We start from the raw sequence: 20,612 nt of genomic DNA, 5'->3' as shown, positions 1-20,612 counted from the left end.
GAACGGTCAGGCGCGCGGGGTACGCGTGACGGCGCCCAGGCGCGGGAGGTGCGGCACGTGGGCCTCGGCGCCCGCTTCGGGCGGCACCACGATCTCCTGCGCCGCAGCGACGGGCGTGCCGTCGGCGTCGACCGTGAGCGTGGCCGCCGGGTCGGTGCCGCGCTTGACGACGGCGAGCGCGATCGGCCCGAGCTCGTAGTGCAGTGCCGACGACGTGACCGTCCCGACCACGCGGCCTTCGAGTGTGACCTCCGCTCCGGCTACGGGATGCACGCCTTCCGAACCGTCCAGGTGCAGCATCACGAGGCGGCGCGGCGGGTGGCCGAGGTTGTGGACCTTCGCGACCGTCTCCTGACCGCGGTAGCAGCCCTTGCTCAGATGCACCGCGGTGCGGAGCCAGTCGAGTTCGTGCGGGATGGTCCGCTCGTCGACCTCGGTGGCGAAGCGCGGGCGCCACGCCGCGACGCGCAGCGCGTCTGCCGCGAGGGTGCCGGCGACGGCGAGCTCGCCCGACTCGACGCGCGACACGATCGACGGCAGGGCCTCCCGCGGCACGACACGCTCGCTCCACGTCCACCCGGCTCCGGGATGGTCGCCCGTGGCGTACTGATGGCCGCCCGGCGTCAGCGCGCGCCACGGGTCATGCCACACGAGCGGGACGCCGTGGGGCGCAGCGAGCGGAAGCGGCGGCTCGGCGAGCGTTCCGATGGTCGCGAGGGTCTCCGTGTGGTCGGTCAGCTCGACCCGGAGCATGAACCGCATCGAGTCGAGCCAGGAGAGCAGGCCGGCGGCTTCGGGACGGTCGACCAGCAGCCAGAGCGCGGTGCCGTCCTCGATCAGCCGGACGGCGTGCTCGACCCGGCCGGTGACGTCGAGGAGCAGTGTCTCGGACGACTCCCCCGGCTGCAGGCCGAGCAGGGACTGGCTAGTCAGGGAGTTGAGCCAGCTCAGCCGATCCGGGCCGGTGATCGAGAGCACAGCGCGATCGGACAGGTCGACGATCGCCGAGCGGTCCTGCAGCGCGCGCTGCTCGGCCAACGGGTTGCCGTAGTGCGCGGGAACCCCGGCCTGCGCGGTGTCGACTGCGCCGGGCAGTGCGAGGAAGGGCGACGAAGACACGTCAGTCGACCTTGGCGAGGCGCGCCGACGCGTGCGTGCGGAGGTCCTGGCCGAGGGCGGCGATGTCCCACGCCCAGAGGAGGTGGCCCTCCACAAGACCGTACAGGCGCGTCGCCGCGCTGTACTCCTTGGCTCCAGCGGTACGCACGACCGCGTCGGTGGCCAGGTCGATGCGCGGGCCGTTGACCTGACCGATGTAGAGCTCGCTGACTCCGTCGGGGTGGATGATCGCCACGTCGATGTCGAAGCCCCCGCTCGACGCCCGCAGCGTCTCGACCGCCTGCGCCGTGCCGAACGGACGGCCGCCCTGACCGGGCAGCATCGCCGGGCCGGGAGCGCCCTCCACCAGCGTGCGGCTCAGCCGCCAATAGCCGGTCTCGGCCGCGAGCGGGGTGCGGTTCTCGTCGAGCACCCATGACGTGGCCGAGTAGTTGAGGTACGCCTCGCCGTCATGGCTGAAGCTGATGCGCTGGCCGAACTCGAGCTGGGTGTGCTCCTCGCCGACGGCGTAGTCGACGACGCCGCTCCCCTCCCAGATCCCGATCAGCCAGGACAGCGGGACGAGTTCGGCCGGAAGGTCGGTGGGGAGCTCGATCATGCCTAGCGCTGGCCGCGGAAGAGGTTGTAGACCACCACTCCGGAGACACCGAGGATGGCGAGGGTGGCCAGACCCAGCAGGCCGATGAAGAAGAGTTCGAGAGCGACGAGCATAGGGCCAGTCTAATCAGTGCCCGAGCGTGATGACGCCGAGGACCGCACCGAAGAGTCCGAGGATGACGAAGCTGCCGACGAGGGTCGTCGCGAGCCGGTTGACGAAGCCGTCCTTCCGCTGCGTCGCGAGCTGCGCCCCGAAGGCGCCGATCACGCAGACGCCGAGCGCGAGCGAGAGCCACGACGCGTACTGCGGAGGATGCGACAGCAGCGCGATCAGCACACCGAGGACGAGCGCGAGCGCCCAGACCGCGCCGACGCTCCACGCGACGGCCGCGCGCGGCAGCGGCTCCGGCGGCGGCCCCGCGGCCGCGGCCGGGCCCAGCGGTCCGGGCTCCAGCGGTTCCGGCTCCTGAGGCGTATCGCTCATCCCTCCATTGTGCCCTGCGGTCCGGTGGTGCAAGCGTTTCCGGTAGCATTGCGGCACGAAGAGGCGAGGAGGAACTGAGTGGCGCAGCTGTTGATCCTCACGTCTGCGCCCGATGCAGAGGTGCTCCCCGCCCTCGGTCTCCTCAGCCACCGCACCCGCCAGATCCCCGCCGAACCGGCATCGCTGGTCAACGCTCCCGCCTGCGACCTGATCTTCGTCGACGCCCGCCGCGACCTGGCGAGCGCCAAGTCCCTGTGCAAGATCCTCACGACGACGGGCATCACGGTGCCGCTCCTGCTCGTCCTCACCGAGGGCGGTCTCACCGCCGTGAGCGCCGATTGGGGCATCAACGACGTGGTCCTCGACAGCGCGGGTCCGGCGGAGGTCGACGCACGCATCCGGCTCGCGATCGGACGTCAGGGCCAGGACAACTCGCACTCGAAGATCCAGGCCTCGGGCGTCACGATCGACGAAGCCAGCTACTCGGCCAAGGCGCACGGGCGAGCGCTCGACCTCACCTTCAAGGAGTTCGAACTGCTGCGCTTCTTCGCCACGCATCCCTCGCGGGTCTTCACGCGCGAGCAGCTGCTGAGCGAGGTGTGGGGCTACGACTACTTCGGCGGCACGCGCACGGTGGATGTGCACGTGCGACGCCTGCGAGCAAAGCTCGGAGACCTGGAGTCCCTGATCGGGACGGTGCGCAACGTCGGCTACCGCTTCAACGTCTACGAGGACGAGAACGACCGGCTGCCCTCGTCCGTGCGCCCCTGATCCTCCTGCACCATCGGCCCCGGAGGTCGTTCGTCCACAGTTAATCGAGACTCGTGCCGCTCTGCGCTCGCCCGGTGCCATGATGGGAGGCATGGACGGCGAGCGCACCACACTGGAGAACGGCCTACTCGACAACGGGCTGAGCGGCAGCCTGGGCAGCGACTTCGACGACGACTTCGCCCCCTTCATCTACGAGCCCGACCCGACGCTCCCCGACGACCGCTACCTCGATCGCGAGCTGAGCTGGCTGGCCTTCAACCAGCGCGTCCTCGAGCTGGCGGAGGATCCGCTCCTGCCGGTGCTGGAGCGCGCCAACTTCCTCGCGATCTTCGCGAGCAACCTCGACGAGTTCTTCATGGTGCGCGTCGCGGGCCTCAAGCGCCGCATCGCCACGGGGCTCGCCGTGCCGACGAACGTCGGCCGCGCTCCGCAGGACGTGCTGGCCGACATCTCCGAGAAGGCGCACGAGCTCCAGGTGCGCCACGCCAAGGCCTACCGCGAGCTGGTGCTGCCTGCGCTCGAGCAGGTCGGCATCACGGTGTCGTCGTGGGACGAGCTCGACGAGGCCGACCGGGTGCAGATGCGCGAGGTCTTCTCGCAGCAGATCTTCCCCGTGCTGATGCCGCTCGCCGTCGACCCGGCGCACCCCTTCCCGTACATCTCGGGGCTCTCGCTCAACCTCTCGGTGCGCGTGCGCAACTCGCGTACAGGCAAGGAGCAGTTCGCGCGTCTCAAGGTGCCGCAGATGCTGCCGCGTTTCGTCCGCATCGATCAGCGCGAGGGGCTCGGGCAGGTGCGGTTCCTGCGCTTGGAGGACCTGATCGCCAACCACCTGGGCGATCTCTTCCCCGGCATGGAGATCCTCGACCACCACGTGTTCCGCGTCACGCGCAACGAAGACGTCGAGATCGACGAGGACGAGACCGAGAACCTGATCCAGGCGCTGGAGCGCGAACTGCTCCGCCGCCGCTTCGGGCCGCCGATCCGGCTCGAGGTCACCGACGATATGGACGACGTGACGCTCGGCCTGCTGGTGCGCGAGCTCGACGTGACCGAGCAGGAGGTCTACCGCCTCCCGGCCCCGCTCGACCTCGGCGGCCTGTTCGACCTGGCACGCATCGATCGTCCCGACCTGCACTACCCCAATCACGTGCCGACCACTGCGCCGCAGCTGATGCCGAGCGAGCCGAACGCCAAGCCCGACGTCTTCGCGGCGGTCTCACGTCAGGACATCCTGCTGCACCACCCGTACGAGTCGTTCGCGACGAGCGTGCAGGCGTTTCTGGAGCAGGCGGCGGCGGACCCGCACGTCCTCGCCATCAAGCAGACCCTCTACCGCACCTCCGGCGACAGCCCGATCGTCGAAGCGCTCATCGACGCGGCGGAAGCCGGCAAGCAGGTGCTGGCCCTGGTCGAGATCAAAGCGCGCTTCGACGAGCAGAACAACATCTCGTGGGCCCGCAAGCTCGAGAAGGCCGGAGTGCACGTCGTGTACGGCCTGGTGGGACTCAAGACGCACTGCAAGCTCGCTCTCGTCATCCGCGAGGAGAAGGGCGTGCTGAAGCACTACAGCCACATCGGCACGGGCAACTACAACCCGAAGACATCGCGCATCTACGAAGACCTCGGACTGCTCACCGCCGACGATCAGGTCGGGAAAGACCTCACCCGGCTCTTCAACGAGCTGTCCGGCTACGCGATCGAGAAGAAGTTCAAGCGCCTCCTGGTCGCGCCCCTCCACCTGCGCAAGGGTCTGCTCAAGCGAATCGACACCGAGGCGGCCAACGCCGCCGCCGGGCGCCCGTCCGGCATCCGGATCAAGCTCAACTCGATCGTCGACGAGGCCATCATCGACACCCTCTACCGGGCCAGCCAGGCCGGTGTGCCCGTGGAGCTGTGGGTGCGCGGCATCTGCGGCGTCGTTCCTGGGCGCGAGGGCCTCTCCGAGAACATCCGCGTGCGTTCCGTGCTGGGTCGCTATCTGGAGCACTCACGTGTCTTCTCGTTCGTGAACGACGGCGACCCGCACGTGTACATCGGCAGCGCCGACATGATGCACCGCAACCTCGACCGCCGCGTCGAGGCGCTGGTTCGGCTGACCGACCCCGACCACCTCGCAGAGCTCGGCCGCCTTTTCGACCTGGCGTTCGACGAGCGCACCGCCGCCTGGACACTCGGCGAGGACGGCGTGTGGACCCGTCATCACCTCGACGAGAACGGCGCGCCGCTCACCGACCTCCAGACCAAGCTCCAGCAGCAGGCCAGCCACCGTCCCCGCAGCACCCGTACGGGAACGAGGCGGTGAGCCTCGCCATCTACGCCGCGGGCGCCCTGTGCTGGCGCATCGTGGACGACAAGCTCGTCATGCTCGTGGTGCACCGCACCAAATACGGCGACGTCACGATCCCCAAGGGCAAGGTCGATCCGGGCGAGACGCTTCCGCAGACCGCGGTGCGCGAGATCCGCGAGGAGACCGGTCTCGCCGTCACCCTCGGCGTCCCCCTGGGCGTATCGGCGTACCCGCTGGCCTCCGGACGCGAGAAGATCGTGCACTACTGGGCTGCCGAGGTGAGCGAGCAGGCGATCGAACAGTCCACGTTCGTGCCCAACTCCGAGATCGCGGCGATCGAGTGGGTCACGCTCAAGAAGGCGCGCGGTTACCTCACCTACGACCGCGACGTGGAGATCCTCGACGCGTTCGAGGCGCTCGTGAAGCAGGGCATCACCTCCACGTTCGCCCTCATCGCCCTCCGCCACGGCAAAGCCGAGCCCCGCGGCGGCTGGGACGGCCCGGACGCTTCGCGCCCGCTCACCGACCGCGGCGTCAAGCAGGCGGCCGGGGACGTGCCCACCCTGCGCGCGTGGCGGCCGAAGCGCATCATCACGAGCGACGCCGTCCGCTGCGTCGCGACAGTCGCTCCCCTGGCGGCCGCGACCGGCGTCAAGCCGCGGCGGGAGCCCGGCATCAGCCAGGACGCCTACGAGGAGGGCACCGGCGATGTCCGCGGTGTGATCGGCAAGCGCGTCCGCTCACGCAAGAGCGCCGTGCTCTGCAGTCACGGGCCGGTGCTCCCCGAGATCCTTCGCGAGATCGCCCTGGCCACCGGCACCATGCCCGGCGGGTACCTCAACGAAGCCGCCGACCTCGACACAGGCGGATTCTCGGTCGTGCACCTCTCGACGACCAACCCCGCGTCGGGCATCGTCTCCATCGAGACGTATGCACCTGCGGTGAGCTGACCGCGGGACGGCCGGGCTCGCCCACCAGCTAGCCAACCCTTGTTTACCTTCCGTTTACCACCGCGGGGGACTCTGGACAGACATCGGGAATAGCGTCTCACGCGGGTCGCACCGACCCCGTCCTGTTGTTACTGATCCCCGGAAGGGACAACTGTGAAACTGAAGCGTCTTGGCGTTCCCGTGGCACTCCTCGCCGCCGCCGCCATCTCCCTCACCGCTTGCGCGTCGAACGAGGGCAGCACCCCGGCGACCACCACGGCCAAGCCGTCCAACCTGTCGGGCACGCTGAACGGCATCGGCTCGTCCGCTCAGGCCGCCGCCCAGACCGTGTGGATCGCGGGCTTCCAGCAGGCCAACCCGAAGGCGACCGTCAACTACGACCCGCAGGGCTCGGGCGCCGGCCGCAAGAGCTTCATGTCGGGCGCCGCCGACTTCGCCGGCTCGGACGCCGCACTGAAGACCGAGGAGCTCGCCGGCACGTTCGCGGGCTGCGCCGCAAACTCCAAGGGCATCGACCTCCCGGTCTACATCTCCCCGATCGCCATCGCGTACAACGTCGACGGCGTGAAGGACCTCAAGCTCGACGCCGACACGATCGCCGGCATCTTCTCGGGCAAGATCACCACGTGGGACGACCCCAAGATCAAGAGCCAGAACTCGGGCGCCTCGCTCCCGTCGGCCCCGATCACGGTCGTGCACCGCTCCGACGACTCGGGCACCACCCAGAACTTCACCGAGTACCTCGCGGCGAACGCTCCCACCGTGTGGACCGCTCCCGCCTCGCAGACCTTCCCGTTCCAGGTCGGTGACGCCGCCAAGGGCACCTCGGGTGTCGGCGACGCCGTGAAGAACGCGAAGAACTCGATCACCTACATCGACGAGTCCGGCTCCGCCGGCCTCTCGATCGCCCAGCTGAAGGTCGGCGACAACTACGAGAAGATCAGCGCCGACGGCGCGGCCGCCGTGGTCGCCGCCTCGCCTGTCGCCTCGGGCCGCGACGCCAACGACCTGGCCATCCAGATCAACCGCAAGGACACCACGAAGGGCGCCTGGCCGCTCGTCCTGGTCTCCTACGTGATCGCCTGCCAGGAGTACAAGGACGCCGCCAAGGCGGACCTCGTGAAGGGCTACGTCGACTACGTGATCAGCAGCGACGCCCAGAAGGCCGCCGCCGAGCAGGCCGGTTCGGCTCCGCTGTCGAGCGACCTGTCCTCCAAGGTCAGCAAGGCCGTCGCCAGCATCAAGTAACACCCCGGCCGCTCGGCCCGGACCGCACCACGGTCCGGGCCGAGCGGCGCACCGCACTCACCCTCCGGGGAACCCGATGAGAGAAAGCAACGAATGACCGCCGGAACCGCAGGAGCCATCAGGCCGAAGGCGAAAGTCCGCCTCGGCGACCGCGTCTTCTCCACCAGCACCGTCGTCGCCGGGTCGCTGATCCTCGCCACCCTCGCCGCGGTGGCGCTGTTCCTCATCATCCAGAGCTTCCCGGCCCTGTTCGCCGGCGCCGGCCAGCTGCCGAACAACGCGACCAACTTCTGGTCGTGGGTGTGGCCGCTCGTCTTCGGCACCATCTGGGCGGCGCTCATCGCGCTCATCATCGCCACGCCGCTGTCGATCGGCATCGCGCTCTTCATCTCGCACTACGCCCCGCGCCGTGTCGCGCAGACCCTCGGGTACATCATCGACCTGCTCGCGGCCGTCCCGTCGGTCGTCTTCGGCCTGTGGGGCATCGCGACCCTCTCGTCGTTCGTCCAGCCCTTCTACGCCTGGCTCGGCCAGTACCTCGGCTGGATCCCCTTCTTCGCGCCGCCCGTCTCGGGCACCGGCCGCACGATCCTGACCGCGGCGATAGTGCTCGCGGTCATGGTCATCCCCATCATGACCGCGATCTGCCGCGAGATCTTCCTGCAGACGCCGCGCCTCCACGAAGAGGCTGCGCTGGCGCTGGGCGCGACCAAGTGGGAGATGGTCCGGATGGCGGTCCTCCCGTTCGCCCGCAGCGGCATCGTGTCGGCGATCATGCTCGGCCTCGGCCGCGCGCTCGGCGAGACGCTGGCGATCGCGATGGTCCTTTCGCCCGCGCTCATCGTCAAGCTCGCCGTACTCCAGGCGCAGAGCCCGAACACCATCGCCGCGAACATCGCGCTGCAGTTCCCGGAGGCCACCGGTCTCGGCGTCAACGCCCTGATCGCCTCCGGTCTGGTGCTGTTCGTGGTGACCCTCCTGATCAACATGCTCGCCCGTTACATCGTCAGCCGCCGCGCGGCCTTCTCTGGAGCGAACTGATGGCTGCCACCACAACGACCGCGACCGCGGCTCCCCGACCGCTCGCCAACTCGTACACTGCGGGCAAGCTCCCCCGCTGGGCGCCCTGGACGATGCTCGTCGTCTCCTGGGTCGTCCTGGGCGGAGTGTTCGCGATGCTCGCCGCCAGTGGCGCGACCAAGGGCTTCAACATCGTCGGCGCGGTCTTCTTCGGCACGGTGCTGTTCGACGTCGCGATCTACACGACCTCCGTGCTCGTGGAGGGCACCCGCAAGGCCAAGGACCGGCTGGTCACCTCGCTGGTGGCGACGGCGTTCATCGTGGCACTGCTCCCGCTCATCTCCCTCGGCTGGACCGTCGTCAGCCAGGGCCTGGCACGCTTCGACGTCGCGTTCTTCTCGCAGTCGATGCGCAATGTGATCGGTGACGGCGGAGGCGCACTGCACGCGATCGTCGGCACGCTGATCATCACGGCCCTCACCGCGATCATCTCGGTGCCGATCGGTCTGCTCACCTCGATCTACCTGGTCGAGTACGGACGCGGAACGCTCGCTCGCGGCATCACCTTCTTCGTGGATGTCATGACGGGCATCCCGTCGATCGTCGCCGGCTTGTTCGCCTACGCCCTGTTCGCCCTGATCTTCGGGCCGGCCATCCGCAACGGCTTCATGGGCGCCGTCGCCCTGTCGGTGCTGATGATCCCGGTCGTGGTGCGCTCGAGCGAGGAGATCCTGCGGATCGTCCCGAACGAGCTGCGGGAGGCCTCTCTGGCCCTGGGCGTGCCCAAATGGCTGACCGTGCTCAAGGTCGTCCTGCCGACGTCGCTGGCCGGCCTGGTCACGGGCGTCATGCTGGCCATCGCCCGCGTGATCGGAGAGACCGCTCCGCTGCTGATCGTCGCCGGTTTCACCACCAGCATGAACTACGACCCGTTCAGCGACCGCATGATGGCGCTCCCGGTGTTCGTGTACACGCAGTACACGCAGGCCGCCGGCCTCCACGCCCAGGCCTCCATCGACCGGGCCTGGACCGGCGCGCTCACACTGATCATCATCGTCATGCTGCTGAACCTGATCGGCCGCATCATCGCCAAGGCATTCGCTCCCAAGTACGGGCGCTGATCGCGACTCCCGACTCACCCGAAGAACGCAGACAAGGAAAAACGTGTCCAAGCGCATCGAAGTCAACGACCTGAACGTCTACTACGGCAAGTTCCGTGCCGTCGAGGGCGTGTCGCTCACGATCGAGCCCCGCAGTGTGACGGCGTTCATCGGGCCGTCCGGCTGTGGCAAGTCCACCTTCCTCCGCACCCTCAACCGCATGCACGAGGTGATCCCCGGCGCGTACGTGGAGGGCGAAGTGCTGATCGACGGCAACAACCTCTACGGCGCCGGCGTCGACCCCGTTCTGGTGCGTCGCCAGGTGGGAATGGTGTTCCAGCGGCCCAACCCGTTCCCCACGATGAGCATCCGCGACAACGTGCTCGCCGGAGTCAGGCTCAACAACCGACGCATGTCGAAGAGCGAGAGCGACGAGCTCGTCGAGAAGTCGCTGCAGGGCGCCAACCTCTGGAACGAGGTGAAGGACCGCCTCAACCTCCCCGGTTCCGGGCTCTCGGGCGGCCAGCAGCAGCGTCTGTGCATCGCGCGGGCGATCGCCGTCTCGCCTGATGTGCTGCTGATGGACGAGCCCTGCTCGGCGCTCGACCCGATCTCCACGCTCGCGATCGAGGACCTCATCGAGGAACTCAAGAACGAGTACACCATCGTCATCGTCACGCACAACATGCAGCAGGCTTCGCGCGTCTCGGACCGCACGGCGTTCTTCAACATCGCCGGCACCGGCAAGCCGGGCAAGCTCATCGAGTACAACGACACCAACATGATCTTCTCGAACCCGACCGTGCAGGCCACCGAGGACTACGTGTCCGGCCGTTTCGGTTGATCGACCGCCCCGCACGACGAGAGGCCCACGGGATGTCCGGTGGGCCTCTCGTCGTCTGCGGCCTCCCCGACCGCGATTGCGTCAGGAGGTGATCGCGACGATCGGTTTCGTGGTGGGCTGCTTCGAGCCTCCACTCGGTTCGACGGTCACGCCGACCGTGTCGCCTGCGGTCATCTCGCCGGCGAGCACCCGCCAGGTGGCTGGGGCACCGGTCGCGGTCATCGTCCCGGCCGGCGTGGCGGCGCCGTCGCGGATGTACCAGAGCTCATAGGTCTTGCCTCCTGCGAGCTCCGGGAGGTCGGTGGCGATCAGAGCGGACCGGCCCAGCTGCGCCGACCACACCAGGGTGGCGGTGCCGCCGCCGGCGACGGGGGAGGTGGCGCGCTGGACGTCCGGAGCCGCGTTGATGCTCGCCAGGGCCGCGGCCTGCTGCTGCTGGTAGGAGTTCGTACTGGACAGGCTGACGCCGGCGAACGCGCCGGCGACGAAGAGGATGACGCCGGCGGCAGCAGCCGCGAGGATCGCACCGGGCCGCTGGAACCACCGGCGGCGTGCGCGCTCCTCAGCCGGCGTCGGCTGCGGCGGCGCGGCCTCGGAGGACGACTCGGACGGAACCGGGCGGAGGGCGACGGCCTGCACGGGCGGGTCTGCGGCCGGCTGAACGGCCTCCTGAGCGGCGCTGCGGTTCTCCGCCGGCAGCTGCGGCGTTTCGGCGAGCTTCGCGAACAGGGCCGCCTTCAGTTCGGCGGAAGGCTGCACCGGCTCGGCGGAGAGGGCGAGCTGGGCGGCGACGTCCTCGAACTCGCGCGCCTCCCGCTCGGTCTGCGCCCCCAGGCGCGCACCGAGGCGTTCAGGGTCGACGATTCCTCGCTCCTCGTCGGTCATCGGGTCACCCCCAGTTCGTCTCGCAGCCGTATCATCGCATCCCGCAACCGGGTTTTCGCTGTGCCGAGGGGGATGCCGAGCTCGGCCGCGACCTCGCTCTGACTCAGGCCGCCGTAGTACGCCAGGGCGATGGCTTGGCGTTGCGCCTCGCTCAGTCTCGCCATCGCCACCTCCACTCGCTCGTGCTCCACCCGAACCTCGACCGTCTCCGCGACCACGTCGAAGTCGGTCGGCAGGTCACGGATGCCGACGGCCGTGTCGCGGTCGTGGGCGGACTGGGACGCCCGGATGCGGTCGACCGCCCTGCGGTGTGCCATCGTGAGGATCCAGGTGATCGCTCGACCTTTATTCGGATCGAACCGCGCAGCGGATTGCCACGCCTCGAGGAACACCTCCTGAGCGACCTCCTCGGACTGCGCCGCGTCGATCAGGAGTCGGCGCACCAGCCCCAGCACGCGCGGCGCGACACGATCGTAGAAGTCGGAGAACGCCCGCTGGTCGCCGTGAGCGGTGCGCGACAGGAGCTCGTCGAGGTCGGAGGCGGAGGTGTCGTCCACGCGGTGCTCTGCGCCTCCTCGGTCGGGTGCTCGTGGGCTGCTGCCGTCACCGACAGTAGTCCTCCGTCGCGCCGGGCTCGGCCCTCCACGTACGAAAGAGCCGGACCGCAGAAACGCCTCTCGGCGCGAGGCCGCTCGAAGCGGCAAGTATTGGAGCCCGGGGTTACTGCGGTCCGGCTTCGTCCATAGTACAGGAGGCGCGGGCGAGGTCCACGGCGTGGCGTTCGCGGCCCGAGAACGCAGAACCGGAATACGCCGCCTCGCCGGTGGCCCCTGCGGGCTCAGTCGAGCGAGTCGCTGCGCCAGAGCCGGGCACAGGCGGTCAGTTCCTCCGCTGTGCGCGTGAAGCGCAGCGCCCGTGTGGTGAGCTCGCTCGCGCGCTCCGGGTCGAGCGGGTCGCGGTCGTCGGCCACGGACAGGCAGCCGGCCGCCGTCACCCGGCAGAACGCGGCGGCCCGGTCGAGCGCGACGGCGAAGTCGCCCTCGAACACACCGCGCAGGATCCGGTCGGCGAGCTCGGTCACCTCCCCCGGCCCGGCCGGCGTCGGCGTCCCGGCGACCACCGGGTCGATGGACACGATCACTTCGGTGCCGCGCTGGTAGAACAGCGCAGTGCCCGCGGAGTCCTGCCGGATGAGCAACCGCAGCAGGTAGATGCGCCAGAGCGCACCGGGAAGGCTCTTTGCAGTGGACCGCGACCACAGCTCGGCGATCGCGTCGATCCCGTGCTCGTCGGTGTACGCGACCAGCCGATCGACGATGGCCGGGTCGGGATCCTCCCGCACACGCGCGAGAAGCGCCTGTGCCGTCTCGTGGGCGACCCTGCTGATCTGCGCCGGATCGTCCCCACCGAGGAATGCCTCGAACATCCCCCCGGGGAACAGGGTCGGCTTGTGAAAGCGATCGGACATCCCACCATTCTGCCCCGGCACAGGGAGGTGCGGAATCCACGCTAGATTAGAGGGCGAGGGCCTCTAGCTCAGTCGGTAGAGCATCGGACTTTTAATCCGCGGGTCGTGGGTTCGAGCCCCACGGGGCCCACCCAGTAAATCAAAGGGATCTGAGCCCATCGGCGGCAGATTCGGAAGCGGCGATTTCGGGATTTGCCCACACTTTGCCCGTTACGTTGTTGATGCTCCTTGGGGCAGGCTCTGAGGGGTAGTGGCCTGTCGCGTCCGGCATGACGTATTTGCCCTGTCGGTGGATGATCCTTTGTGTGTTGTCACCGGGCGCGGCGTGGTCGTGGAGTGATCGCTGATAAGGACCCGGCCGGGCTGACGCTGAGGCCATCCGTAACGTGGCTGCCGAGACCCACGACCGTGAGGCCACTGTCGATGAGGACGGAGCGGTCATGATCGAGAACCACGAATCGGTGGATGTGTTCCTTGGCGTCGATGTCGGTAAGTCCGCGTTCAAGGGCGTGCTCCCCCACCGGGGCTGCAAGCGTCCGCGAGTTATGGAGACGTAGCCCTGCAGGGTGCTCGGTTTCACCTGAACGAGCGAGTCGATCCACTTTTCGCTCCAAGTCTCGAAGTTCACGCCCGCGCGGGCGGCCGGCACATAGTCGCCTCGCGCCTTCGCCAGCTCCAGCGATGCTAAGAACAGCTCGGCGTCGCGTTTGGTGCGGAAGCCGCGCTTGTCGGTCTGCTGGTTCCCGGCGTCCGATACCGGACCCGGTAGCGCCGCCCGGCTACCGTCTCGTATGCGCTGATGCTCCCCATTGACCTCACCCCGGACTCGAGTCTCCAACCGTGCACCGACACTCGACAGCTCGCGGAGGGGCCAGCTCGGGAAACGTGCCCCTCACTTACACGTTGTCGTTTCGGGCTGGGAACGGCGCGCAGATCAGACGTTGGCAGAAATCACACAGCTTCTTGGTCCGCCCCGACGCCCACAGTTGCGCGTTGAGCGACCGTGTCAAGGGCGCTGCGCGTCGCTCCGCGATGCAGCGGAACTGCACCCTTGACCCGGTCGCTCAGCGCGCGAGCATGCCTTGGGTGGGGCAGACCGAAGGCATCCTCGACCGGTCGCGGTTGGCTGACGACCCGTTGGAGTCGGGTTTCGACTCCCCCGAAGAGGGATGCGCACGTGCTCCGGCATGCGACTAGCGTCGAAATCGTGACGTTGATCCATCAACTTGAGCGCTTCGAAGCCGCGCTTCGCCAGCGGTTCCCTGAGGCTCTCCACGCGATGAAGCCCGGTCTCGATGATGACGGCATCGCGTCACTCGCCGCCCTAATTGCTCCATTCGACCTGCCCGAGCAACTCGTAACTCTCTACCGCTGGCACAACGGCAGCGAACGTGGGGTCTTCGCCGGCTGGACGATGGAGAGCCTCGAAGCATTGACAGAGCAGCGGCAGTTCTATCTCGGCGCACCGTTCAACGAACCGCCGGTCTGGCTTCATATCTTCCGGGCGGAGTACACCTACGTAGTCGCGGAGGTCGAGATACGCGGCCGCGGAGACTACGACCCGTCGATCTGGTGGGGGGACACGCACGACGGTGGTCTCATTCGCGCCTTCGACTCCCTGGAGACGCTGGTCGCCACATGCGCCGACCTGGTCGAGGAAGACATTCTGGCCGAACGATTCGGAGCGCTACTGGCCCCCGATATGTCGAGCCTGCGCGGACAGTCGTTGAGGGAGTATCGGCTCCGGCACTCCCCCACAGCCTTCACCGAATACGGGGCTTCAGCGGCCAATGAGCAACCGCGCTTTCCCGAGAGGTCATGGCCGGCCGCGTGGCTTGCGTCCCTCGATGTCGGCCCGGAGAGATGGAAACTCCGAGGGGCAGCAACCACCATTCGCGATCTGATCGCGAACGGCCAGAGCGTCCGTGGCTTCGACACGATCCGTGGAAGTGTCGGAACGCTGTGGGGCGGTGACACGTACGCGTTCGAGTTCAGCGATGGTACGGGCACGATGCACCTTGCCTGCGATCCGCGACAGACGATCTTCAGTCCAACCAGCGGACAAGAGTACGAGGTCGACGTCACACTGGGAGCCGGTCCGTATCACCCCGACTATGAGCCGTACCGTGCCGCCCTCACGGAAGCGGCCGAGAAGATCGGACACTCAGTGCGCTTCTCAACACCACAAGGCGCACCCGGAACTGTCATAGCGCTACGTCCAATCGATTAGCCGGCGTGAGCGTTGCCAGTGCACCCCACCGCGGCTCTGGCACGATGGATTTCCAGCCGGAAGACTCGTCAGGCGCATCCCGTGCAAGATTGCGCATGGACCGACTTCAGGGTCAGCTTGCCGATGATGCGACGCTAGCGGGGGCCTGCGCCGTCGCCGTCGCACCTCATTGTGTGGTGGGCGCCGCGCTCTCGGACACTTCCATTCGAGTGCCGTCTTGGGCACTTCGCATGAATAGCCCAAAACGCCGCGCATGTTTGGCTCCGGAGTAGGCGGCGGGGCGCGGCGCTGCCAGTAGGCAGCGCGGCAGAGAGGGTTGGAAGGGTCTGAGCGAAGGAACACGACGACAGGACGAATGAACTAACAACGAGAGAGGCCAGACCTAGAAACCAAGCCACGACAGGAGCCAAGGAGAATGGAGACTAAAGACTAGGCCGCATTGACTTTGGTGGTTTCGGGCCCAACTAGTCGGAGTGGTACGATATCTTGTACCACTTGGAGGAATCATGGCCATCACAGCAAGCGAAGCTCGCAGCGACCTGTTCGGCCTCATCGAACGCGTCAACCTCGACCAGACCGAAGTCGAGATCACATCCAAGCGCGGCTCGGCCGTGCTGATGTCGAAGGACGAGTACGACTCGCTGGTCGAGACCACCTATCTCCTTCGCTCCCCCAAGAACGCGCGACGCCTCATCGACGCCATCGAGAGCGCCCGCGCGGGAAACATCACCGAGCACGACCTGACCAGTGAGTGAGCACAAGCTCGCCTGGACAGTCGGCGGCTGGGAGGACTACCTCTACTGGCAGGGCCAGGATCGGCGAACGCTCAAGCGGATCAACCTTCTTATCGAAGACATCCTGCGCGACGACCCGTTCGAGGGCGTCGGTAAGCCGGAACCCCTGAAACACGCGCTGGCCGGGGCGTGGTCGCGACGGATCGACGAAGCCAACCGGCTCGTGTACCTGGTGGACGACGCGTATGTGACCATCCTGCAGGCTCGTTACCACTACTGACCCGGACACTCGCCCTGGATCAATCCTCGGCGTTTCGACCATCGATGCCCGACGGCGGGCGCTATTCGTCTGGTTCGAGGGTGAGCCAAGCGTGAATCTGGAGCTGCGCAGGAGAAGCATCCGCGAAGGTCGCCGTCGCCGGGGCCGTCAGAAGATAGACATGCTGAATTGGCCTGACTTTCGTTCCGTTCTTCTAGTAAGGATGGAACACGATGAACAGGACCTATTCGCCGGAGATGCGTGAGCGGGCGCTGCGGATGCTCGCGGAGGCACGGCCGGAGCACCCGACGATGATGAGCGCTATCAGGCACGTCGCCGGACTGCTCGGGATGAGCCCCGAAACGCTGAGGCTGTGGCAGCGCCGCTACGAGGTCGACGCGGGCGTCAAGCCCGGGGTCACCACCGATGCCGCCGCGGAGATCAAGCGGCTGCAGAAGGAGAACGCCGAGCTGCGGAAGGCGAACGAGATCCTCAAGGCTGCGAGCGTGTTTTTCGCGAAGGAGCTCGACCGCCCCTGACCGAGATGACCCGGTTCATTGACCTGCACCGGGATCGTTTCGGGGTCGAGCTCATCTGCCGGGTCCTCCGACCGGCGGTCCAGGGGTTCCTCACCTCGCGCGGTTATCGCGCCGCGGTGGGTCGGGTGCCGTCGGCCAGACAGCTGCGTGATGACCTGCTGGTGCCGGAGGTCGCCCGGCTGCATGCCGAGAACTACGGCGTCTATGGGCGCCGGAAGATGCACGCCCTGATGCGCCGGCAGGGTTGGGAGATCGGCCGGGACCAGACCGAACGGCTGATGCGTCTGGCCGGGGTCCGCGGGGTGAAGAAGTCCAAACGGGTGTTCACCACGAAGACCGACAAGGCCCTGTCGTTGCCGGCGGACCTCGTGAAGCGGCGCTTCCGCGCCGACGCCCCAGGCGGCTCTGGGTCTGCGACATCACCTATGTCGCAACCTGGTCCGGGTTCGCCTACGTCGCCTTCGTCACTGACGTTTTCTCGCGCCGGATCGTGGGCTGGAACGTCGCCGCGACCCTCAAAGCGGAGATCCTGCCGTTGCAAGCGCTGGACATGGCCGCCTGGGACGCGGGCGGAGACCTGGCCGGGCTGACCCATCACTCCGATCACGGCTCGAACTACATGGCGATGGTCTACACCGACCGCATCGTCGAACTCGGCGCGGTGCCCTCCACAGGAACCGTCGGCGACTCGTTTGACAACGCGATGGCAGAGGCGGTCAACAACCTCTACAAGACCGAGCTGATCCGCCAGCAAGGCCCCTGGCGAACCGTCGAGCAGGTCGAGCTCGCAACACTCGAGTGGGTGTGGTGGTGGAACAATCAGCGCCTTCACGGCGAACTCGACCTGCGCACCCCGCTCGAGGTCGAAACCGCGTACTACGCTGACCTGGAATCAGCCAATCCGGCACCTGCCGGACAAAGCTCCCCATAGGAACGAAAGTCAGGCCAATTCACCCACCGGATACGCAGTTGTTGTGTCCAGCGGCTGCCTTAGCCTTGCATGGCCACTGCAGGCTGCTTGTCTGCTGGCCGGCGGCACGGCAATTGTTGTTGTGTTCTGTTACGCAGCTGGCGTTCGTAGATCCGCCCAGATCGTCGATTTTTCTGAATCCACTCGCCTGTAACTGAGGAGATTGCCGTCGAGGCGAGCGCCTAAGCGACGTGCGCCAACAATTCAGGTCACATGTCCGACTCGCGGTGTCACTCGGTCGCTCAGGCGACGGGGCCCTGGGCGAGCGTGACGTTCGCGGTGTGGGAGGCTCCGGACGGGTCGGTCCAGGTGACCTCGACGCTCTCACCCGGGGTGTGCGTGCCGAGTGCGGCCGTCAAGGCAGCCGCCGAGTCGATCGCGGTTCCGTCCACGGCGGTGATGGTGTCCCCGCCCGCGAGTCCGGCGGAAGCGGCGGGGCTTCCGTCGATGACGCCGGCGATGGTCGCGCCGGATTCCGCCGCGCCCGAGGTGCTTCCGCTCGAGGTGCCGAAACCGAAGGCGTCGCCGCCGCCCGAGCCCGACGCCGCCGCGCTCGCGGAGTCGACCTCCACCCCGAGGAACGCCGGGTAGCCGATGGTCACGTTCGCCGATCCCTGGCCCGATTCGATCTGGCCCGCGATGGTCAACGCCGTCTCGATCGGGATGGCGTAGCCCGCGGTGGCCGTTCCGCCCTCTGCGGCGGCGGTGTCGATGCCGATCACCTGGTCGTCCGCGTTGAAGAGCGGGCCGCCGGAGTCGCCGGCCTGGATGTCGGCGTCGGTCTGGATGAGACCGTTCAGCGTCTCGGACGCTGCGGTCTGCTCGGCCTGTGTCGTGATGGTCTGGTCGAGGGCCGTGATCGTCCCCGGCGAGGCGGACGGCGTGCCGCCCGTGCCGCCGGCGTTGCCGACACCGGTCACGCTCTCGCCGACGGTCGCGTCGCCGGCCGCGTCGAGGCGGGCGGTGCTGAGCCCCGAAGCGCCAGTGAGCTGGAGGACGGCGATGTCGTCCGTGGCGTCGGTGCCCACGACGTTCGCCGTGTACTGGGCACCCGTGGCGACGACCGTGACACTGATGCTGGTCGCGCCCTCGACGACGTGGTTGTTGGTGAGGATCTCGCCGCTGGAGGTCAGCACGAGACCCGTGCCGGCGCTCTCGGCCTGGTCGTAGGTCAGCTGGGACGTGATGTCGACGACACCGACCTCCTGAGCGGCCGTGGCGCTGCCCAGAGTGGATGGGGCAGAGGAGCCGGATGTCGAGCCCGAGCCGGCAGAGCCCGAGCCGTAGCCGCCGTAGCCGTACCCGTAGCCTCCCGAACCGGAGCCGTACCGTCCCATCGCGGGGTGCACGCTCGCGGCAGAGGCGACCGATGAAGACGTTCCCGACGCCGCCGCGGTCGCTGCGGTCGCGGCACCAGCGCTCACCAGCCCGAACACCGCGCCGATCGCAGTGGCCGCGCCGATCGCGGTCGCTGCCGACAACGCGACCACGCGTCGGCTTCGGTCGCGTCGCGATCCCTGCTTCGCGTCGATCGTCGGCGTCGTACCCGCGTCGTCCCTACCTGTGGCCGCCCCAGCTCCGGTGTCCATGGCTCATGTCCTCTCGATTCCTCTTCCGAAGGCCACAGCACACCGCAGCCGAGTGAGAGGCGCTCATGGACGAACTATGTGCGATCTGGGAGAAACCCAGCGTCGGCTGTGAGGGTTGCGTGCCACCCCGACGGGATCACGCGGTGCGACATCAGAGGTCCCGGCACGGGTGGGACGTGGGATCCTGTGTCAGCTCCCGGCCGGCGACCACGGGCTCATGCCACCCCTGTGACCCGCCCACGCTCCAGGACATAGCCCACGGCGACCGCTCCGGCGACGCAGATCATGATCGGTGCGAGCATGTCGGGCCCCTGGTTGGTGAACTCCATCACCAACAGGAGCGCCGTGAGCGGCGCACGCATCGTGACGGCGAGGAACGCCGCAGCGCCGAGCAGGGCGAACGCGGCCAGGGGCTCGCCCGGCCAGAGCAGCTGCCAGACGCCGCCGAGGGTCAGGCCCAGGCCGGCACCGATCGCCAGGGACGGGGTGAGCGTCCCGCCCGCCGCGCCGGCGCCGATGGTCCCGACCGTCGCCGCCGTCTTCACGAGCGTGATCACGAGGATGATCACGACCGGCAACGACGCCGACATCGCGAGCTGGCCGAGCGACCGCCCGTTGCCCAGGATCGCGGGCAGCCACAGCGAGGCCACCCCGACCGCCGCGAACACGAGCGGCATGACGATCAGGATGCCCCACGACTTGGGGCGATGGCTTTGCGCCAGGCGGCTCAGACGCACGAAGCCGACAGCGGCGAAACCGATGATCGGGCCGGCGAGGATCGCCCAGATGACGATCTGGGGGTGCAACGGCACCTGCTCCACGCTGTAGAGCGGATTCGCCGGCACCACCAGCCGCGCCACCAAGGCGGCGATCGCCGATGTCGCTAATGCAGGGAGCACCGTGGCGAAGCTGATCTCGGCCAGCAGGATCTCGATCGCGAACACGGCCCCGCCGAAAGGCACGTTGTAGACGGCGGCAAGACCGGCGCCCGCACCGCACGCGACGAGGATGCGGCGCTCGCGAGCGCTCACCCCGGCGCGTTCCGACAGCCATGACGCCCACCACGCGGCGATCTCGCGCGGGGCCACCTCCCGGCCGATCGAAGCACCCAACCCGACGATCACGACCTGGAGACCGGCGTTCAGGAGTGTCACGACTCCGGGCATCCGTCTGCCCCCGACCGCGGACTCGATCGACACGACCGCGCGGTCGGCTCGCCGTCGGCCCCAGGCGCGGAGGAAATACCAGCCGACCGCACCGACGACGCCCGCCACCACCAGCGCGATCACGCGGTTCGCCGGGGGTGCGTCCAGCAGGCCGTCGAGGAAGGTGCCCTCCGAGTATCCGAAGGCCAGGTGCTGGATGCTGTGGAGTCCCAGGTAGACGAGACCGCCGCCGACGCCGGCGCCGACACCGACGAGGGCGGTCACGACGACGAGACGGATCAGCCAGCCGGGTGTCGTCGGTCCGGGCACGTGGCGGGCGATGGGCACGGGATCAGATTATCGTCCGCGG

Annotated in this window: 18 protein-coding genes, 1 tRNA gene, 1 pseudogene and 1 other annotated feature; of the genes and pseudogenes, 12 read left to right on the top strand and 8 right to left on the bottom strand. The window is 68.0% G+C overall.

Annotated elements, in window-relative coordinates; translation table 11 throughout:
- Positions 1-6: 6 nt before the first annotated feature.
- The 3 genes from Q0Q23_RS03520 to Q0Q23_RS03510 form a co-directional block, all read right to left on the bottom strand.
- Complete coding sequence (locus tag Q0Q23_RS03520; protein ID WP_295119367.1) at positions 7-1,119, bottom strand: folate-binding protein YgfZ; 1,113 nt, start codon at positions 1,117-1,119, stop codon at positions 7-9.
- A 1-nt stretch (position 1,120) separates the two neighbouring features.
- Positions 1,121-1,717: an FABP family protein gene (locus tag Q0Q23_RS03515; protein ID WP_295119364.1), complete on the bottom strand. Its 597-nt coding sequence runs from the start codon at positions 1,715-1,717 to the stop codon at positions 1,121-1,123.
- 126 nt (positions 1,718-1,843) lie between these two features.
- A complete protein-coding gene (locus Q0Q23_RS03510; protein ID WP_295119361.1) occupies positions 1,844-2,200 on the bottom strand; it encodes a hypothetical protein in 357 nt (118 codons plus the stop codon).
- Between the two features lie 78 nt (positions 2,201-2,278).
- On the opposite strand from Q0Q23_RS03510, the gene Q0Q23_RS03505 reads away from it, so the two are divergent.
- The 7 genes from Q0Q23_RS03505 to pstB all read left to right on the top strand — a co-directional run bounded on the left by Q0Q23_RS03505 (position 2,279) and on the right by pstB (position 10,423).
- Positions 2,279-2,971, top strand: coding sequence for a response regulator transcription factor (locus Q0Q23_RS03505; RefSeq protein ID WP_295119358.1), 693 nt, complete (start codon positions 2,279-2,281; stop codon positions 2,969-2,971).
- Between the two features lie 91 nt (positions 2,972-3,062).
- On the top strand, positions 3,063-5,276 hold the full coding sequence (locus Q0Q23_RS03500; RefSeq protein ID WP_295119355.1) for an RNA degradosome polyphosphate kinase: 2,214 nt from the start codon (positions 3,063-3,065) through the stop codon (positions 5,274-5,276).
- Positions 5,273-6,211: an NUDIX domain-containing protein gene (locus tag Q0Q23_RS03495; RefSeq protein ID WP_295119351.1), complete on the top strand. Its 939-nt coding sequence runs from the start codon at positions 5,273-5,275 to the stop codon at positions 6,209-6,211. Before Q0Q23_RS03500 ends, Q0Q23_RS03495 begins: the two co-directional genes overlap by 4 nt.
- A gap of 153 nt (positions 6,212-6,364) precedes the next feature.
- Positions 6,365-7,459 (top strand): phosphate ABC transporter substrate-binding protein PstS, encoded by a 1,095-nt coding sequence (gene pstS / locus Q0Q23_RS03490; RefSeq protein WP_295119348.1) that lies wholly within the window; start codon positions 6,365-6,367, stop codon positions 7,457-7,459.
- 93 nt (positions 7,460-7,552) lie between these two features.
- The gene (gene pstC / locus Q0Q23_RS03485) at positions 7,553-8,500 is read left to right on the top strand and encodes a phosphate ABC transporter permease subunit PstC (protein WP_295119346.1); all 948 of its coding nucleotides are present in this window, start codon (positions 7,553-7,555) and stop codon (positions 8,498-8,500) included.
- Positions 8,500-9,600 carry a phosphate ABC transporter permease PstA gene (gene pstA, locus Q0Q23_RS03480; protein WP_295119343.1) on the top strand — a complete coding sequence of 367 codons (1,101 nt, stop codon included), beginning with the start codon at positions 8,500-8,502 and terminating at the stop codon, positions 9,598-9,600. The genes pstC and pstA overlap by 1 nt, the downstream gene beginning before the upstream one ends.
- 43 nt (positions 9,601-9,643) lie before the next feature.
- Positions 9,644-10,423 (top strand): phosphate ABC transporter ATP-binding protein PstB, encoded by a 780-nt coding sequence (gene pstB / locus Q0Q23_RS03475; protein ID WP_295119340.1) that lies wholly within the window; start codon positions 9,644-9,646, stop codon positions 10,421-10,423.
- A gap of 81 nt (positions 10,424-10,504) precedes the next feature.
- On the opposite strand, the gene Q0Q23_RS03470 is transcribed toward pstB, so the two are convergent.
- The 3 genes from Q0Q23_RS03470 to Q0Q23_RS03460 all read right to left on the bottom strand — a co-directional run bounded on the left by Q0Q23_RS03470 (position 10,505) and on the right by Q0Q23_RS03460 (position 12,776).
- On the bottom strand, positions 10,505-11,308 hold the full coding sequence (locus Q0Q23_RS03470; protein WP_295119337.1) for an anti-sigma factor: 804 nt from the start codon (positions 11,306-11,308) through the stop codon (positions 10,505-10,507).
- Positions 11,305-11,865, bottom strand: coding sequence for an ECF RNA polymerase sigma factor SigK (gene sigK, locus Q0Q23_RS03465; RefSeq protein WP_295119334.1), 561 nt, complete (start codon positions 11,863-11,865; stop codon positions 11,305-11,307). Before sigK ends, Q0Q23_RS03470 begins: the two co-directional genes overlap by 4 nt.
- Positions 11,866-12,146: 281 nt before the next feature.
- Positions 12,147-12,776 carry a DNA-directed RNA polymerase subunit beta gene (locus Q0Q23_RS03460; protein ID WP_295119331.1) on the bottom strand — a complete coding sequence of 210 codons (630 nt, stop codon included), beginning with the start codon at positions 12,774-12,776 and terminating at the stop codon, positions 12,147-12,149.
- Between the two features lie 57 nt (positions 12,777-12,833).
- Between Q0Q23_RS03460 and Q0Q23_RS03455 the strand changes: the two genes are divergently transcribed.
- The 5 genes and pseudogenes from Q0Q23_RS03455 (at position 12,834) to Q0Q23_RS03435 (ending at position 17,469) form a co-directional block, all read left to right on the top strand.
- Positions 12,834-12,906: transfer RNA gene (locus tag Q0Q23_RS03455), tRNA-Lys, on the top strand.
- 1,077 nt (positions 12,907-13,983) lie between these two features.
- Positions 13,984-15,006 carry an SMI1/KNR4 family protein gene (locus Q0Q23_RS03450; protein WP_295119328.1) on the top strand — a complete coding sequence of 341 codons (1,023 nt, stop codon included), beginning with the start codon at positions 13,984-13,986 and terminating at the stop codon, positions 15,004-15,006.
- Between the two features lie 506 nt (positions 15,007-15,512).
- Positions 15,513-15,761: a type II toxin-antitoxin system Phd/YefM family antitoxin gene (locus Q0Q23_RS03445; RefSeq protein WP_295119325.1), complete on the top strand. Its 249-nt coding sequence runs from the start codon at positions 15,513-15,515 to the stop codon at positions 15,759-15,761.
- Positions 15,754-16,020, top strand: coding sequence for a Txe/YoeB family addiction module toxin (locus tag Q0Q23_RS03440; RefSeq protein ID WP_295119322.1), 267 nt, complete (start codon positions 15,754-15,756; stop codon positions 16,018-16,020). The genes Q0Q23_RS03445 and Q0Q23_RS03440 overlap by 8 nt, the downstream gene beginning before the upstream one ends.
- Before the next feature lie 212 nt (positions 16,021-16,232).
- Positions 16,233-17,469: pseudogene (locus Q0Q23_RS03435) on the top strand (IS3 family transposase).
- Positions 16,505-16,621, top strand: a sequence feature (AL1L pseudoknot). Its footprint overlaps the pseudogene before it by 117 nt.
- Before the next feature lie 281 nt (positions 17,470-17,750).
- Here the strand turns inward: Q0Q23_RS03435 and Q0Q23_RS03430 are convergent.
- Together Q0Q23_RS03430 and Q0Q23_RS03425 are read right to left on the bottom strand one after the other, a co-directional pair.
- Positions 17,751-19,097 carry a S1C family serine protease gene (locus Q0Q23_RS03430; protein ID WP_295119318.1) on the bottom strand — a complete coding sequence of 449 codons (1,347 nt, stop codon included), beginning with the start codon at positions 19,095-19,097 and terminating at the stop codon, positions 17,751-17,753.
- Between the two features lie 215 nt (positions 19,098-19,312).
- Entirely contained in the window at positions 19,313-20,590 is a 1,278-nt protein-coding gene (locus Q0Q23_RS03425; RefSeq protein ID WP_295119315.1) for a chloride channel protein, read from the bottom strand.
- Positions 20,591-20,612 lie beyond the last annotated feature (22 nt).

Source organism: uncultured Leifsonia sp., from assembly GCF_945957465.1.
Taxonomy (GTDB): Bacteria; Actinomycetota; Actinomycetes; order Actinomycetales; family Microbacteriaceae; genus Leifsonia.
Note: the sequence above shows the minus strand (reverse complement) of the source record. Positions and strands in the feature narration are given on the sequence as shown.